The following is a 16,621-nucleotide window of genomic DNA, read 5'->3' on the forward strand; positions in this document are numbered from 1 at the left end:
CCAACCCTTTTTGCTTTGGCTCGAATCTAATTGAATAGATTCTTTATCAAACCATCGACTGCTTCTTTGGTTTTTTCGTCTTTGATCTTGTCCGTTAGCTTCTCTACGCCACGATCGATTTCTTTCTGAGCTTTCTGCTTCAGAACATCATCGAATACGAGCTTGAATTTAGGATCCGCCCACTTACCAGACACATTGATTGGAATCGTGATGTCTTTCAGCTCATCTATATCTTTGCCGCCTTGGCCTTCTAGGCTACCTACGACTGATGTGCTGATAGTAAAGTTAACAGTTTCATTGATGTAGTTTGCGGTGCCTTTACCACGAACACGGAGCAATGGAGACTGAGCTTGCATATTATCCGTTGATACGACACCTTTATTGAGCTTCAATGTCGCCGTCATCGCACTAAAATCTGTTTTCTTAACTTCATTGGTGCCTTCGACTTTTTGCCCTTTAAATTTCGCGTAGTTTTCACGAATCAATTGAGCAACGTTGATGCCATTTACCGCACCGTCAGCAAAATTGATAACAACCGTACCAGAAAGATTCTTCTTGATACCGGTAGGCGTTAGACTCTTACCGGTAACATTCACATCAATGTTACCCGTCCCTTCAAGCTTGTCGTTATCAGCGACATCAATAAGTAACGGTTGAACTTTCACGCCTTTGATTGACTTTTTCACACTGTAAGTCGCTGGTGACTTGCGTGCATCTAACTTCGCTGTCGCTGAGATTGAGCCTTGGTACAACTTCGAACTAAATGATGTAAGCTCAAACACGCCACGATTTACAGTGAAGCTCGCTTTTACCGCTTCCATCTTCGCATTTGCCGCTTTGAATTTGTCGATGGTAATGTCACCCTTTACATCTAACGTTTTCAACGCAGACAAATCAGGCTCAACCTCAGGTCCGGCAGGAGCACTCTCGCCACCAGAAGCAGGCTTATTACCTTCAGCAGCTTGCTTATCTAACCCTAAGAACTCATCAAGATCGATATTTGGGCTATGGAGAGCAAAGCGTACTTTAGGAATATCACCGAGTGTCACATCTGCCTTACCATCTAAGGCGATAGCATTCGCTGTTAACTTCTCTAGGACAAAACTCAGGTGGTTTTTCGCTAGGTCGAAAGACAGATCAGACACCATGTCGACTTTCATCGGTGACTGAGGTAATGCATCACCCTCAAAAGTCGATTTAAGAGTTAACTTATCCAACTGCACGTTGCTGATAGCCTTGTCTACACTAAGTTGACCAACACCCTGCAAATCTAACTTCATACCACCAGCGTCGCCCTTCATGGCATAAGTCAGGTTATTTACTTTATCGAATTCAAACGTATCTAAACCGATCGTTGCCGATTCAATCTTATTGGCAGGGTCAGAGTATGTCGCATCAAAGTTGATGTTCTTTAGCGCGTAATTTGCCAAACCTTTTTCTAGCTTAAAGTCGGCCTGACCTTTCGCTGTGAACTTTTGGTCGTTCATTTCGCCCTTCACGCCAAAATCAGCCGTTGTCCAGTTGTCAAAAGCGAATTCGGAAAGGTTTAATGAAATATCATAAAGTTTGGTGTAACTACCGGCTTGCTTATCCTGCATTTCTAATGAACCGTTAGAAACCGTAACGCCAGCAAGATTAATACTCCAATCAGAACCAGAAGTTTGCGTTTCACCATTTTGCGTAGGCGCAGTATTGCTCTCTTGTTCTGCTTGTTGTGTTTGGGCTTTCGTCAATGCATCAATATTCTTGCTGCCATCTTTCTTGGTTTCAATATAGAACTCAGCACCATCAAGCGTGACGTTTCCAATTTCAAGCTGTTGACTAAAAAGTGGCATAACAGAGATGTCTACACCAACGGTATCAACTTTGAATAAATTGGGTTTACTAAAGCCTTGTGGGTTTCGCAATTCTGTATGTCCCAACTCAAAGCCGATCGATGGGAAAAATTGCCAACTGATATCTCCTTCAATCACTAGCTCTAAACCGGTTTGCTTTTGCGCTTGCTCAACAATAAGGGGCTTAAACTGGTTAGGATTGACGAAGATGGTTAACGCTAAAATTGCGACCAAAATGACCACAATAGGTATTGCTAGAATTAAGAGCAGTTTCTTCATTTGTTTTTCCTTGCTCGAGTGTTTTTACAATTATAAGCGCAGACTCCATTTACCGCTGACAGTTCCACAAAAGCGTGAAAAATGTCTGGTTTTAACCTGCAACTGACTAATTTAAAAACAAAAAAAGAAGTGGCACTTAAGGTGCCACTTCTTCTCTCAAAAATAAAGCGATATAGCCGTCTAAAGACTTAAGCTTTCAAAAGTCTTGCAATGTGAGCTTTTAATACATCGATTGCGATACGGTTTTTACCACCGCGAGGAACAATAATGTCCGCATATTGCTTAGAAGGTTCGATAAACTGCATGAACATCGGACGTACTGTTTGTTGGTACTGCTTGAGAACAGATTCCATAGTTCGGCCTCGTTCTTCCACGTCACGCTTAACACGACGAAGCAAACAAATATCTAACGGTGTATCCATAAATACTGTCGCGTGCATCAAATCACGAAGACGAGGGTCAGTAAGAAGAAGGATGCCTTCTAGAATGATCACCTTTTTAGGCGTCATTGTGGTCGTGTTACTTGTTCTTGTGTGCTCAGTGTAGCTGTACTCAGGTACTTCTACTGCTTCACCACGTACCAATTTTTCAAGGTGCTCACACAGTAGGTCGTGGTCCAACGCACTCGGGTGATCGTAGTTCGTCTTTACTCGCTCTTCCATGCTTAGGTGGCTTTGGTCGTTGTAGTAGCAATCTTCCGTGATGACACCGATTTGATGATCGCCTACTTTCGCGCGAAGCTCATTATAAATAGTGCTCGCGATCAGACTTTTTCCAGAAGCAGAAGCGCCAGCAATACCTACGATGACGCATTGATTATTATCAGACATTAGTTTGCACCCGATGATGATTTCTAGTCACATAAAAAGATAAACTGCCTGATTATAGGGAGTTCACCCCATAGTTACTAGCTGGAATTAGGGTTTAGTCATAAGTTTCTGCCTGCTCAGAGGATTAACCTCCGAGCAAACGTTAAAATGTGCAATTATCAACCAACAGGCATAGTAAACTTAGTTCACCATTGTAAAGCTAATCGCATCTGGTTTTGCTTTGCCTTGCCAAAACATCGTGCTACATACACGATCGGCAAGCTGCTTGTAATACCCTGCATGCTCACTTTCTGGGCGCCTTGCTACTGTTGGCACGCCAGCGTCAATATCTTCTCGCATAGAGATATGAAGCGGAATTTGTCCTAGCAGTGCTAAGCCAAACTCTTGCGACATTTTTTCTGCACCACCCATGCCAAAAATATGCTCTTTCGCGCCACATTGGCTACAAATGTGATAACTCATGTTTTCCACAACACCAATAACTGGGACATGGACTTTGTTAAACATTGCCGCTCCCTTTCTTGCATCGGCAAGCGCCAAGTCTTGCGGTGTAGTGACTAACACACTACCTGTCACCGGAATCTGTTGTGACAACGTCAACTGTATATCACCCGTGCCTGGCGGCATATCAATCACCAAATAATCTAAATCGGGCCAGTCTGTTTCCGTTAATAACTGCGACAACGCTTTTGAAGCCATTGGACCGCGCCATATTGCCGCTTCTGATTTGTCCACTAAATAGCCGATAGAGTGAGTATAGATGCCGTGAGCGAAAATGGGCTCCATCCACTTACCATCACGAACTTCTGGTTTTGCATCTTCTTGCCCTAACATCATAGGGACGGAAGGTCCGTAGATATCCGCATCCAACAATCCCACTTTCGCCCCAGATTGAGCAATCGCCAACGCTAAGTTAACCGCAGTCGTTGATTTACCGACCCCACCTTTCGCAGAACTAACGGCAATGATGTTCTTAACACCTTTAACCGGATTGGCCACTTGAGTTTCTAATGCTTTAACTCCAAGGCGAATATTGAATGGGAATTCAGCCACTTTACCTGCGGTTTGTTGCTGTTTAATCCAGTCATGCAATATAATTTGAAGCTCATTACTTGCGAATGGCAACGTTATCTCAACAGAACCTTGTGCCGTAATCGAAATTGCGCCATGAATATCTGCCCAATTTTCCACCAACTGTGGATGCTGGAATTGGTTAAACCAGTGACAAAAATCTTGTTTTGAAGTGAACTGATGCATAAGTCCTCCTTTTAGATGTCATGCTAACACCGTCCTGCCTCAACCAGAACCCCAAAAAAACTAAGGCATTCCGCAGTTTGACACCTTGGAGTTAGTGAGTTCATGGGGTAGTATTATCCATCAAAATTTATTTATACCTATCAAGAAAAGCGAATATTAAGTATGGCAAACGATCCAAGAAACTTTCCGTCAAGGAAAATGCTGGTAACTTGTGCCCTTCCGTACGCTAACGGTTCGATCCACCTTGGCCATATGCTTGAGCATATCCAAGCGGACATTTGGGTTCGTTACCAACGCCTACGCGGCAACACTGTAAACTTCATCTGTGCTGACGATGCTCACGGCACGCCAATCATGCTTAAAGCGCAACAGATGGGTATTACTCCTGAAGAAATGATTGCCGCAGTTAGCGAAGAGCACCAGAAAGACTTTGCTGGCTTTGATATCAGCTTTGATAACTACCACAGCACACACTCAGATGAGAACCGTGAGCTAGCGTCACACATTTATCTTGAGCTGAAGAAAAACGGCTTTATCTCTAGCCGCACTATCTCTCAGCTGTTCGACCCAGAAAAAGAGATGTTCCTACCGGACCGTTTCGTAAAAGGTACGTGTCCAAAATGTAAGTCAGAAGACCAGTACGGTGACAACTGTGACAACTGTGGTGAGACTTACAGCCCAACAGAACTGATCAATCCTAAATCTGCGGTTTCTGGTGCGACGCCAGTAATGAAAGATTCTGAGCACTTCTTCTTCGACCTACCTCAGTTTGAAAGCATGCTAAAAGAGTGGACTCGCTCTGGCTCGCTACAAGCTGAAACCGCGAACAAAATGCAAGAATGGTTCGAATCTGGTTTGCAGCAATGGGATATCTCACGTGATGCGCCATACTTCGGCTTCGAGATCCCAGGTGAGAAGAACAAATTCTTCTACGTATGGCTAGACGCACCTATCGGCTACATGGGCTCTTTCAAAAACCTATGTGACAAGCGCGACGACCTAGATTTCGACGAGTACTGGAAGAAAGACAGCTCAGCAGAACTGTACCACTTCATCGGTAAAGACATCGTTTACTTCCACAGCCTATTCTGGCCAGCAATGCTAGAAGGTTCAGGCTTCCGTAAACCAAACAACGTATTCGTACATGGCTACGTAACGGTAAATGGCGCGAAAATGTCGAAGTCTAAAGGTACTTTCGTCAAGGCAAGCACTTACCTAGAGCACCTAGACCCTGAGTGTCTACGTTACTACTACGCGGCGAAGCTAAACAGCCGTATCGACGATCTAGATCTTAACCTTGAAGACTTCACTCAGCGCGTAAACGCTGATGTTGTTAACAAGATCGTTAACCTGGCATCTCGTAACGCAGGTTTCATCGCGAAACGTTTTGAAGGCAAACTGTCTGACAACTTTGCAGAGCCTGAGCTTTACAACGAATTTGTTGCTGCGGCTGACCGTATCGCTGAGCTTTACGAAACACGTGAATTTGGTCGTGCAATCCGTGAAATCACTGCACTGGCAGACAAAGCTAACCAATACGTTGATGAAAAAGCACCGTGGGTTGTAGCAAAAGAAGAAGGCAAAGATCAGGAGCTACAAGACATCTGTTCTGTCGGTATTAACCTGTTCCGTGTACTGATGACTTACCTGAAACCAGTGATGCCTGCACTTGCTGCACGTACTGAAGCATTCCTAAACCAAGAGCTGACTTGGGAAAACATCGCTGCGCCACTCACAGGCCACGAGATCACTAAGTTCAAAGCACTCTTCAACCGTATCGATCCGAAGAATGTTGAAGCGATGATCGAAGCATCTAAAGAAGATGCGGCGGCAGAAATGGCGGCGAAAGAGAAAGCAGAAGCGGAAAAGAACAAGGCTAGCCAAACTGAGCTAGACAAAGAGCCAATCGCTGAAGAGATTGAGTTCGACGCTTTTGCAGCAGTAGATATGCGTATCGCTCGTATCATCTCTTGTGAAGAAGTGCCAAAAGCAAACAAACTGCTTAAGTTCCAACTGGACATCGGTGGTGAAACTCGTCAAGTGTTCTCTGGCATCAAGTCAGCGTACAAACCTGAAGAGCTAGAAGGCAAACTAACGGTAATGGTAGCAAACCTAAAACCTCGTAAGATGAAGTTTGGTATGTCAGAAGGCATGATCCTAGCCGCTGGCCCTGGTGGTAGCGACCTATGGATTCTTGAACCGCACGAAGGCGCTCAGCCTGGCATGCGCGTAATGTAAGTCGCATTCCAAATATAACACTATAAAATCCCTGCCAATTTGGCAGGGATTTTTTGATCATATTCACAACTTTGGTGAATCCATGCACCAATAACGACCGTCCAAAAAGAACATTTAATATAACCAATTGTTTTAATTTAATTTTTGTTTGGCATCAAAACTGCAAACCTTCCTTGCTAGGTCCAAACACTAACAAGGAGTTGGTTATGTTTGTTTTGATTTCCACATTATTGTCTATCGCTATTTTAGCCGGAATATATCACTTATCTTCTAAACGAGAGCAGCAACACGCGCGTAAATATCAGCTGTTAACATTATTGCGAGATGTTGTTCATCTGCTGAGACGCCATCGAGCTGCGACGCACTACTCACTTCAATTTCAACAAAATAACGAACAAGAATTAGAAGTCCTTCATAACGATCTCACCAACAAACTGCATCTTTTGGTCGAAACCTCACGCTTTGAAAATAAACCCATGTATCGCGTGCTGCAGATCAAAGTAGGAAAACTGCTTGAACAATGGAACGATCACAGTGTTGCAAGGAACCAGATGGAGCATGGTAAGTTAATTCGTCATTGCTTGTTCTTGATGGATGAAGTCACGATTGCTTGGTTAGCGGTAGAACAACGAGATGATCTACATAATGAGTACCACATGAACTGGCAAAACATCATGGATAGCTTAGAAACCCTGACTCAATTGAGAATTAGCATTCAAGACTTGGGAGAGCAAGGGGGGAATGAGCGTTTCAAAAATTACGCATCGGTTATGACACGTAAGCTAAATCAATTAGCAGTTATCGCTCCGCTTAGTATCGTTTCTCCTGCTTCCACACGCTCAATACAGACATTAAATAACTATGTGACAGGAAGTCATGTCGATTTAACAGAAGCAGAGCTTTATGGAGTCACATCAGACTTATCGTTGACCATCTTCAATACTTACGACCACGTCCTTTCAGACATCGTTGAAGCATTGTATCTACCGTTGCCCAAACTCTCTGTAGCAAGATAAGCTCTATACAATGCCGTGCCAATTGTCACAACAGGAACGTAACTGGTATCTATAGGTAAAAACAAAAAACCGCAGACCTTAGGTTCTGCGGTTTTTCATTCATCTAACTTCTCAGCGCTTAGCTGTCATCTTCTGTGAAGTTCGTTGGTAATTGCTTTTTCATCTCGTTCCAGATTAGCGCGCTTTCCATACCATAGTGACGAATCACAACTGGCAGTTGTTCACGCTGACCACTTTCACAAGTTTCTAGCAACTGATGGTAAAACTTCAGCGCTAGCTCACGAGAAGCTGGGTTTGAGAAGTAATAGCTACCAACGCGATCATAGAGCTTCTTCAAGCCATTAAAAATCAAACCGTAAATCTGATTCCCTGAATGGAATGCTAGGCGTTGGAACAACATGTAGTCGTAAAAGTTGAACGTTTTAGCAATCAAGATTTCTTGACGCTTCGCTTCATCTTTCTCGTTGTCTTCTTTCACGTTCTGTAAGACTTTCTCAGCATAAGGTGAAGAAGCGATGAAATCGTCCCAAGAAGCAGCATTCATTAAAGCTTCACAAGATTCAATTACATTCTTGATCGTGCGCTCAGAGTTCTCTTTATTTGCTTTAAATGCATAGCGCATAAAGATAGGGCTGATGTTGGTACGTGCTGCAAGCAAATCTTCTACAATGTTTGTTGCGTTATCTACGTCCAACGTCATCAACGTATCCAAAATATGCAGACCAGAGGTCTCCATAAATTGGTTTACCTTCGTTGGTTTACCGTGTTGGATTGTTAACCAACCATCACGGGCTAGTCGTTGAAGAACCTCTCGTAAAGTCGTTCGAGTAACACCAATTAGCTCAGACAGCTCGCGTTCAGCAGGTAAAATAGAGCCAGGAGGAAAACGGCCGTTCCAAATGCTCTCGATAATATATTTTTCTGCGAATCCCGCAGGGCTTTTCGCCTTTATGACCATTCTACTTTTTATCCAATATTGATTTCTGAGGGTCGATACTACTCATCATACCACTACTTAACGGTTTGAGAAAATTTACGGTCAATAATTGAAACGATTCCACAATATAGAGTTAATACTCTATATGTTATGTCAATCTAGGACGGTCTGACGTGCGAGTGAAAGCGGTAAAATCTGAATTTTCGTTTAATTAAACAGCTCACAAATTGCGGAGAAATAAAGACTACTGCGTCACAATTTTATATTCAAAATATGAAAAATTACTTTGTATATCACAGTTAATATTCTTTCTTAATTTGCCTTTTCTCGTCACTGACCGTCATTTAAAATCCAAGAGGATTTTTTTGAGCCTTTCATGATATAGTAACGCCGTTTTGATCGCGTTATTACATTTAAAAAGTCATTTTAGTCGGTAGCATCACGTTTTGTTATTGACTAATAAATGCCTGAGTGTAGAGTTTGCGGTCGAAAGTGAGCGGTGCTTGAGTTCAGGGGAAGTAACTTGGCAAGACTGCAATAAACAAAGGATTGTTGTTTTACTAAGTTATTGTTTTAAAAGACTAGTTAATAAGTCTAACAAACAGATACTTAAGCACTATTGTAGTGTCTATTCATAATTTTGTTATAAAGAGAATTATCATGCCGATATCGCTCGGAAACGCTTTTATCAAGAACTTTCTTGGTAAAGCGCCTGATTGGTACAAAGTTGCCATTATAGCCTTCTTAATAATTAACCCGATTGTATTCTTCCTAATAAACCCATTTGTTGCTGGGTGGTTGCTGGTTGCTGAATTTATTTTCACGCTTGCAATGGCATTAAAATGCTACCCATTACAACCTGGTGGTTTACTTGCTATTGAAGCCATCGCTATCGGCATGACTAGCCCTGCGCAAGTTAAGCACGAGTTGGTGGCAAATATTGAAGTATTACTGCTGCTGGTATTTATGGTTGCGGGCATCTACTTCATGAAGCATTTATTGCTGTTCATTTTTACCAAAATTTTACTTGGTATTCGCTCCAAAACCCTTCTATCACTTGCGTTTTGCTTTGCCGCTGCATTTTTATCTGCGTTTTTGGATGCTTTGACGGTTATCGCCGTTGTTATCAGTGTTGCGATCGGTTTCTACTCTATCTACCACAAAGTGGCGTCAGGTAACCCGATTGGTGACCATGACCACACACAAGATGACACGATCACTGAGCTAACGCGTGATGACTTAGAAAATTACCGCGCCTTTTTACGCTCATTGTTGATGCACGCTGGTGTAGGTACTGCGCTAGGTGGCGTAACCACTATGGTAGGTGAACCTCAAAACTTAATTATTGCAGACCAAGCGGGTTGGTTATTTGGTGAATTCCTAATCCGTATGTCTCCAGTGACGCTACCCGTATTTTTCTGCGGTCTCATTACTTGTGCTCTAGTCGAAAAGCTTAAAGTGTTTGGCTACGGTGCAAAACTTCCTAACAACGTTCGTCAAATCCTCGTTGACTTTGACAATGAAGAGCGCAAAACGCGTACCAATCAAGACGTTGCAAAGCTATGGGTTCAAGGACTTATTGCTGTTTGGTTGATCGTAGCATTAGCCTTACACTTGGCGGCGGTAGGCTTAATTGGTCTTTCAGTGATCATCTTAGCGACGGCTTTCACTGGCGTTATTGAAGAGCATTCCATGGGTAAAGCGTTTGAAGAGGCTCTGCCTTTCACTGCACTACTTGCGGTATTTTTCTCTATCGTTGCGGTAATCATCGACCAAGAGTTGTTTAAACCAGTTATCGACGCGGTGCTTGCCGTTGAAGATAAAGGCACTCAGTTAGCTTTGTTCTATGTCGCGAATGGCTTACTATCAATGGTGTCAGATAACGTATTCGTCGGTACGGTATACATCAATGAAGTAAAAACAGCACTCATTGAGGGTCTCATTACTCGCGAGCAGTTCGACTTACTGGCAGTTGCTATCAACACTGGTACTAACCTACCATCTGTTGCTACGCCAAACGGTCAAGCGGCATTCCTATTCCTACTCACCTCGGCTCTCGCTCCATTAATTCGTCTGTCTTACGGTCGAATGGTTATCATGGCGCTACCTTACACCATCGTTCTTGCGATTGTCGGGCTGATGGGCATTATGTTCTTCCTAGAGCCTGCAACGGCTTCTTTCTACGATGCAGGCTGGATTTTACCTCATAGTGGTGATCTGACTCCCGTAGTCTCCGGCGGTCACTAAAATTTGAGTTGATTAGGAAACTTATCCACGTTAAAAAGCTCTGAGTATTCAGAGCTTTTTCTATTTCAGACAGGAACAAAAACGTGACTATTTTAAATTCACTTAACCAGTTTTCGAAGGGACGCTTATCGTGGCTGCTGCTTCTGCTATTCGTCGTTTTCTTTGAAGCATGTGCCCTCTATTTTCAGCACGTCATGATGCTTGCTCCATGTGTCATGTGTATCTACGAACGAGTCGCGATGATGGGAGTGGGTGTCGCTGCAATCGTTGGTCTTATGGCACCAAATAACCCAGTTTTCCGTTGGCTAGGTTTGATTGGCTGGGGATTAAGCTCTTACAAAGGACTGTTGCTTGCTCAGCAGCACGTTGATTATCAGTTTAACCCATCACCATTCGCGACTTGTGATTTATTCGTAACATTCCCTAGCTGGGCTCCGCTTAATCAGTGGGTTCCTTGGATGTTCGAAGCATACGGCGATTGCTCGAAGATTGTTTGGCAATTCCTCGATTTATCAATGCCACAATGGTTAGTAGTTATTTTCGCGGGCAATTTAATTGCTTTAGCATTAATTGTGATCGCACAATTCTTCCCAGCAAGACGCACTAATCCGATTCGTTAATCCTTCCGAGAAATGATAACGAAAAAAGCCGACCAGATGGTCGGCTTTTTACTGAGTAAACATCGCGGCTCTTTAACTTAACCACGTTAACTCAACCACGTGATTGACCACAACACTGCTTGAACTTTTTGCCGCTCTCACAAGGACAAGGATCATTGCGCCCGATACCTTTGAATGGGTTTAGGCTTTGAGCCTTATTGCCTACCATCAACTCATCCGCGCCTAACGCCACTTCACCGACCATCAAATCAAGCTGGTCGATCAAGTCTGCTAGAGCAGGAGGCGTTTCAATACCGGCGTCGCGCATCTGTTGCTGCGTTGCCGACTCATCGATAGCCAGCATCAAAGTGGTCAGTAATGCTTGTAGCATACGCTGCAATCCATCATTGAGCTCAACGTCTTGCCATTGTTCTTCAATCATTGGCCAAACAGACATAAAGCCTTCGGCAAAATCAGCAAGTTGTTCAGGTTCTTTGCCTGTTAGCTCTAGCACGGAATATTCGTTTCGTTGAATTCGGTTGTGCTGCTTGTGAATTTGCTCTTCTACTGCCGGTTGAATCGCTTTGAATCCTTCACCTAATAGCGGCTCTAACCACTTTTCAGGAGCGAGTGGTTTTGTCGTCAGATTAGCAGCGAGCACTGCGCCTTCGATAAATAGGCAAGATTCATCGATGTGAATTTCGCCTTTCTCAATCAATGTGTATTGCATGACATCTGGTTTCCCATAAATTTGGCGGCATTATACCTCAGAGCATAAAAGCACGTAACCGGGAGTTGCGAGTTTGACTGTATTGAGTGCTTTGAGTCTTTTAATGACAAACTTAGCTGACATCGCTACAATCGCCCTCCTTTTTATCACCAAACTGTATTAGGCAAACTATGCGAGTTGTACTAGGCCCAATGGAAGGCGTTTTAGACCATTTGATGCGCCAAATCCTGACCGAGATAAACGACTATGACCTATGTGTTACGGAATTTGTTCGAGTCATCGACCAGTTATTGCCCGATCATGTATTTCACCGTTTATGCCCGGAGCTGTTGCAAGGTTCTCAAACCGCATCAGGTGTGCCAGTACATGTGCAATTGTTAGGACAAGAGCCAAACTGGATGGCTGAGAACGCAATTAAAGCGGCGAGCCTAGGCGCCAGAGGCATCGACATAAATTTTGGTTGCCCAGCCAAAATGGTCAATAAAAGTAAGGGTGGTGCTGCTCTACTTCAGCATCCTGAGCTAATTCACCGTGTGGTTAAAGCTTGTCGAGAAGCTGTTCCAGAGGCTATTCCTGTGACCGCAAAAATTCGTCTTGGCTGGGAAAACCCTGAAGATTGCTTTGAAATTGTTGATGCCATTCAATCTGCTGGTGCAAATGAACTCACCGTTCACGCTCGGACTAAGCAGGGTGGTTACAAAGCGTCTGAGATAAAATGGGATTACATCAACCAAATTCGCGAACGTTTTGATATTCCGCTTATTGCGAATGGCGAAATTTGGAATTATGAAGATGGTCAACGTTGCATTGAAACGACTGGCGTTGACTCTTTGATGGTGTGCCGCGGCGCTTTCAATATCCCTAACTTGGGCAACATGGTAAAACACAACCACCAGCCAATGTCATGGCCCGAGGTGGTTGAGCTACTGATCTACTACTCCAAGTTTGAGATGAAAGGCGACAAAGGCTTGTACTATCCAAACCGTGTAAAACAATGGTTCTCTTACTTACGTCAGGCCTATCCTGAAGCAAAAGATCTATTCAGAGAAATCCGAACGTTTAACAAAGCCGCGCCGATTGTTGAGCATATTCAACGTTATCGTGATGAGTTAAATTCTCAGGTTGCATAAAATCTGAGCATTGCAAAGGGCGAACTGCTCGCCCTTTAAGCGCTTAGATCTTCGTAGCAAATCTTATTTTTGCCTGTACTCTTGGCTTGATATAACTTTTCATCCGCCGCTTTAAATAACTCATCAAAGCTTTCCACTCGGTTCTCTTTACTGAACACCACACCGCCAGAGATCGTAAAGCCTTCTTTAGTCACGCGTGTCGAGCGTTCGTCTATGGCTTTTTTTACCCGCTCTAAAATTAGCTTAATGCCTTCCGAGTCTTCGTCGTAAATCGCCAACACAAACTCTTCGCCACCAAATCTTGAGGCGACATCTGTGTGGCGAATATTTTCACGTATACATTTTGCAACTAGCTGAATCGCAGAATCGCCGACATCATGACCATAGGTATCATTGATCTTCTTGAAGTTATCAATATCGAACACTGCTAATGCAACCTGTTTTTTCGTCATCTTATTGCGCCACACGGTTTGCATTCCTCGACGGTTCAACAAGCTCGTCATCGGATCTCTGGCGGCGAGATCTTTAAAATAACGTCGCTCACTATGCATATTCACATAGAACAATACGACTGTGCTCAAAACGTAAATAGAGATCGCAACAATAAGGCTGTATTTTTCGAACACCGCTAGGTTCTTAGCTTCATCCCAAAGGTTGTACTCGTAATACATGCTGTGATTCGCACTCAATCGCTCTAACTCGACTGGTTTGATTCGTGTACTGTTTGAAGGAATGGATTGTAAATTGGAAACCAAATGAAACTTACCAACAAGACCTAGCGACGAAGCCATCAACGCATTGACATCAAAATCAATGGACAGCACACCTTGATGCCTCCCTTTTTCGTAAACAGGCACTGTCAAACTAATGGTTTGACCTTCCATCGAATCCAACGTCGGCCCAGGTCCGGCCAAGGTGATGTTCACTTTATCTTGTGCGGTTTTTTGCCAAAATGGGCGCGCTTTTAGCGTTGACCAAAGCTCTCTAGTGAAGTTTTTCGCGTACGTGTCAGGAGACGAAATAACGTAACCACGCTTATCGATGTAATGAATACCAACGATGTGGGATTCAATATCGTGCAGAAAAGACAATGACGGTGCAAAACCCGCCTTTTGTTCAGCTGATTGGTTAATCGTTGAACCTTGCTGACATAAGCTTTCATCGCCCACTATCATGTAATCAAGATCAACCGCAGGTAACCCCTCACTATAGACACTCTCTAGCAACAAAACATCTATCGGCCAAATATAACAAATCCCCTTTTTGACTAAAGAATTGTGCTCTTCAGACAATGGGTTAGCGTAATTCGTATAATTAGTAAAGCTGTAATCTAAGGCGGTGAGAACTTTAATACCACGGGACATGGCACGATCAATACGTGCATACTCTGAATCAATATAGCGGTTAACCGCATCATAGTAATTTTTCGTTGTAACGAGTAAAATCACTACAAATAGTGCCAGAGGAAAAAAGATGACAAATGAGAGGCTAAATCGCCTTTGGTTTACCATTGAGTACCATGCATATGAAAGGTCAATAGTCTCTTACGACAGCTGTTAAATTGATACTCGTTATCTGGTGACGCATGCAATACAGCACCAGATAACAAGAGACCAAACAAATGAGTGCGCGCTGTTTGAGACCGTTTATATATTAAAGGAGTTTAATCAATATAGAGTGTGGTGTCACTTTAGTCGCCATAATTTGCAGCTCTGTGCCGACATATTGACAGAGATATGACTCTTATAATCAATAAGTTCGCGTCCATCCAGCAATGACGAAAGGTGGGCAGCCTCCAAACCAAGTTGCCACAGAGGCAAGTCAATTGAACACTCATCGCCACTTAGATTCATCACAACAACGATCGCTTCACTTCCAAGTACGCGCGCATAAGCCAGCTCGTTGGTATCGCAATGCAGCCATTGAATACTACCAGACTGTAAAGACTTGTACTGTTTACGTATCGAAATCCATTGCTTGTAAATCGACAGCCATGCTGAGTTTTCAATTTCATTCCAAGGGAAACAGCGACGATTATCCGGGTCCAGTCCTCCCTCTAGTCCGACTTCACTCCCATAGTAAATACAAGGTGTACCGACGTATGTCATGAGCAGAGCAAGTGCGATGTTCATTTTACGCTTATCACCATCAACCAGTGTGATAAAACGAGCAGTATCATGACTATCGAGTTGATTTAGCTGCGATAGCTGATTCGAAAATGGAATTTTTGCTCTGGCTTCGTCCAACCATGCTTTAAACTCCAAACCATCAATGTTGATTGGTTCATACATAATATCTTGCTGCGCGATAAAAGCTCGAACTGGATGAGCAAAACCGTAGTAGTTCATCGCCCCATCCTCTTGATCACCTTGCAGCCACTGTGTTGCTTCAAAAAAGTGCTCACCTAGCACATAGGCATTCGGATTGACTGACTTCGTCGCATGGCGAAACGCTTCAACATAATGAGCATTGTTTTTCGCTCCCTCTCCTTCGCCAAGCATATGAATAACATCAAATCGCCAACCATCGACTGAGTATGGTGGCTTAAGCCAGTGTTTAATGACAGATGCTTCGCTTTGATAGATATAGTCACGCACTTGTTCATTTTCGAAGTTCAGAACCGGTAAGTTACCAATGCCCTTCCAACCAATATAGTGATTGGTTTCGCCTTCAAAAAAGTAGTAATCGCGGAACTTTGACTGCGGATTGCTATACGCCCCTTCTCCTTTTTGTTGGATATCAAACCAAGGATGATGCACTGACGTGTGGTTAAACACCGCGTCTAAGACAATCTTCATATTCTTACCGCGAATCTTCTCACACAGTTCCGCAAACTGAGCATTGGTGCCAAACATAGGATCAACAGTGAAGTAATCCGTAGTGTCGTATTTATGATTACTTGGTGAAGAAAAGATCGGATTGAAATAAAGCGCAGTAACGCCGAGCTGTTCAAGATAGTCCAACTTTTGTTCTACACCTTTGAGGTCGCCGCCAAAGAATTCACGTGCCCCGGTATTTTGGTGAGAGCCTACCGCGTCTCCCCACGGCTTGACGATCGATGCAGAATCATACTGAGCATAAGCGTGGCGAATATCGGACTCACTTTTACTAGCAGAAAAACGGTCAGGAAAGATTTGATAGAAAACTTGCTCTTGCACCCAGCTTGGTGGTTGATGGTTTACATTCAACTTAAAGTGGAACTCTTTGGGTGGAATACGCTTTTGTACGCCTCGTGCATCGAGCCAGTATTGTTGTCCGTCTTTGAGGAGCTTAAACACATAATGTGTGACATCTCGATCTCGATTTGGTCGGAACGATGCTTCCCATAGTAACAATTCCCCAGTTGTTCCAATTTGAGCCATGTCGACCAGATATTCTTCATTGTCCGGCTCAAGACGCACATATACGGAATCAAAATCCAATGTCTCGGTTTTCAGTCTGACTGTGACTTGCTCTTGATTAAAAGCTAAACCATCAATAGTTTGACTATGAAAAATAAATGGCAGGTTCATTATGGGCACTC

At 43.5% G+C, this 16,621-nt stretch carries 12 protein-coding genes; 5 read left to right on the forward strand and 7 right to left on the reverse strand.

The genetic code is table 11. The annotated features are described in order from the left end of the window. Nucleotides 1–26 precede the first annotated feature (26 nt). The 3 genes from NL643_RS11240 to apbC form a co-directional block, all read right to left on the reverse strand. Nucleotides 27–2,114, reverse strand: a complete 2,088-nt coding sequence (locus tag NL643_RS11240; protein WP_253644416.1) for an AsmA family protein — start codon at nt 2,112–2,114, stop codon at nt 27–29. Nucleotides 2,115–2,302: 188 nt separating this feature from the next. After that, entirely contained in the window at nt 2,303–2,944 is a 642-nt protein-coding gene (gene udk / locus NL643_RS11245) for a uridine kinase (protein ID WP_005396962.1), read from the reverse strand. A 180-nt stretch (nt 2,945–3,124) separates the two neighbouring features. Next, nucleotides 3,125–4,201 (reverse strand): iron-sulfur cluster carrier protein ApbC, encoded by a 1,077-nt coding sequence (gene apbC, locus NL643_RS11250; protein ID WP_074191583.1) that lies wholly within the window; start codon nt 4,199–4,201, stop codon nt 3,125–3,127. Nucleotides 4,202–4,363: 162 nt separating this feature from the next. On the opposite strand from apbC, the gene metG reads away from it, so the two are divergent. Continuing rightward, nucleotides 4,364–6,439 carry a methionine--tRNA ligase gene (gene metG / locus NL643_RS11255; RefSeq protein ID WP_046874415.1) on the forward strand — a complete coding sequence of 692 codons (2,076 nt, stop codon included), beginning with the start codon at nt 4,364–4,366 and terminating at the stop codon, nt 6,437–6,439. 206 nt (nt 6,440–6,645) lie between these two features. Next, nucleotides 6,646–7,455, forward strand: a complete 810-nt coding sequence (locus tag NL643_RS11260; protein WP_046874414.1) for a hypothetical protein — start codon at nt 6,646–6,648, stop codon at nt 7,453–7,455. Between the two features lie 118 nt (nt 7,456–7,573). Here the strand turns inward: NL643_RS11260 and fadR are convergent, their stop codons facing one another. Further along, nucleotides 7,574–8,413: a fatty acid metabolism transcriptional regulator FadR gene (gene fadR / locus NL643_RS11265; protein WP_005396954.1), complete on the reverse strand. Its 840-nt coding sequence runs from the start codon at nt 8,411–8,413 to the stop codon at nt 7,574–7,576. A gap of 639 nt (nt 8,414–9,052) precedes the next feature. Between fadR and nhaB the strand changes: the two genes are divergently transcribed. Beyond that, nucleotides 9,053–10,639 carry a Na(+)/H(+) antiporter NhaB gene (gene nhaB / locus NL643_RS11270; protein ID WP_005396952.1) on the forward strand — a complete coding sequence of 529 codons (1,587 nt, stop codon included), beginning with the start codon at nt 9,053–9,055 and terminating at the stop codon, nt 10,637–10,639. A gap of 83 nt (nt 10,640–10,722) precedes the next feature. Next, a complete protein-coding gene (gene dsbB, locus NL643_RS11275; RefSeq protein ID WP_005396949.1) occupies nt 10,723–11,259 on the forward strand; it encodes a disulfide bond formation protein DsbB in 537 nt (178 codons plus the stop codon). A 91-nt stretch (nt 11,260–11,350) separates the two neighbouring features. On the opposite strand, the gene NL643_RS11280 is transcribed toward dsbB, so the two are convergent. Beyond that, on the reverse strand, nt 11,351–11,968 hold the full coding sequence (locus tag NL643_RS11280) for a YecA family protein (RefSeq protein ID WP_048625767.1): 618 nt from the start codon (nt 11,966–11,968) through the stop codon (nt 11,351–11,353). A gap of 170 nt (nt 11,969–12,138) precedes the next feature. Between NL643_RS11280 and dusC the strand changes: the two genes are divergently transcribed. After that, nucleotides 12,139–13,098, forward strand: a complete 960-nt coding sequence (dusC, locus tag NL643_RS11285) for a tRNA dihydrouridine(16) synthase DusC (protein ID WP_006742820.1) — start codon at nt 12,139–12,141, stop codon at nt 13,096–13,098. 35 nt (nt 13,099–13,133) lie between these two features. Here the strand turns inward: dusC and NL643_RS11290 are convergent, their stop codons facing one another. After that, nucleotides 13,134–14,609, reverse strand: a complete 1,476-nt coding sequence (locus tag NL643_RS11290) for a sensor domain-containing diguanylate cyclase (RefSeq protein ID WP_109169755.1) — start codon at nt 14,607–14,609, stop codon at nt 13,134–13,136. Nucleotides 14,610–14,783: 174 nt separating this feature from the next. Beyond that, a complete protein-coding gene (gene malZ / locus NL643_RS11295; RefSeq protein ID WP_253644417.1) occupies nt 14,784–16,610 on the reverse strand; it encodes a maltodextrin glucosidase in 1,827 nt (608 codons plus the stop codon). Between the last annotated feature and the right edge of the window lie 11 nt (nt 16,611–16,621).

The organism is Vibrio sp. Y42_MX_L11 (assembly GCF_024181785.1).
Taxonomy (GTDB): Bacteria; Pseudomonadota; Gammaproteobacteria; order Enterobacterales; family Vibrionaceae; genus Vibrio; species Vibrio diabolicus.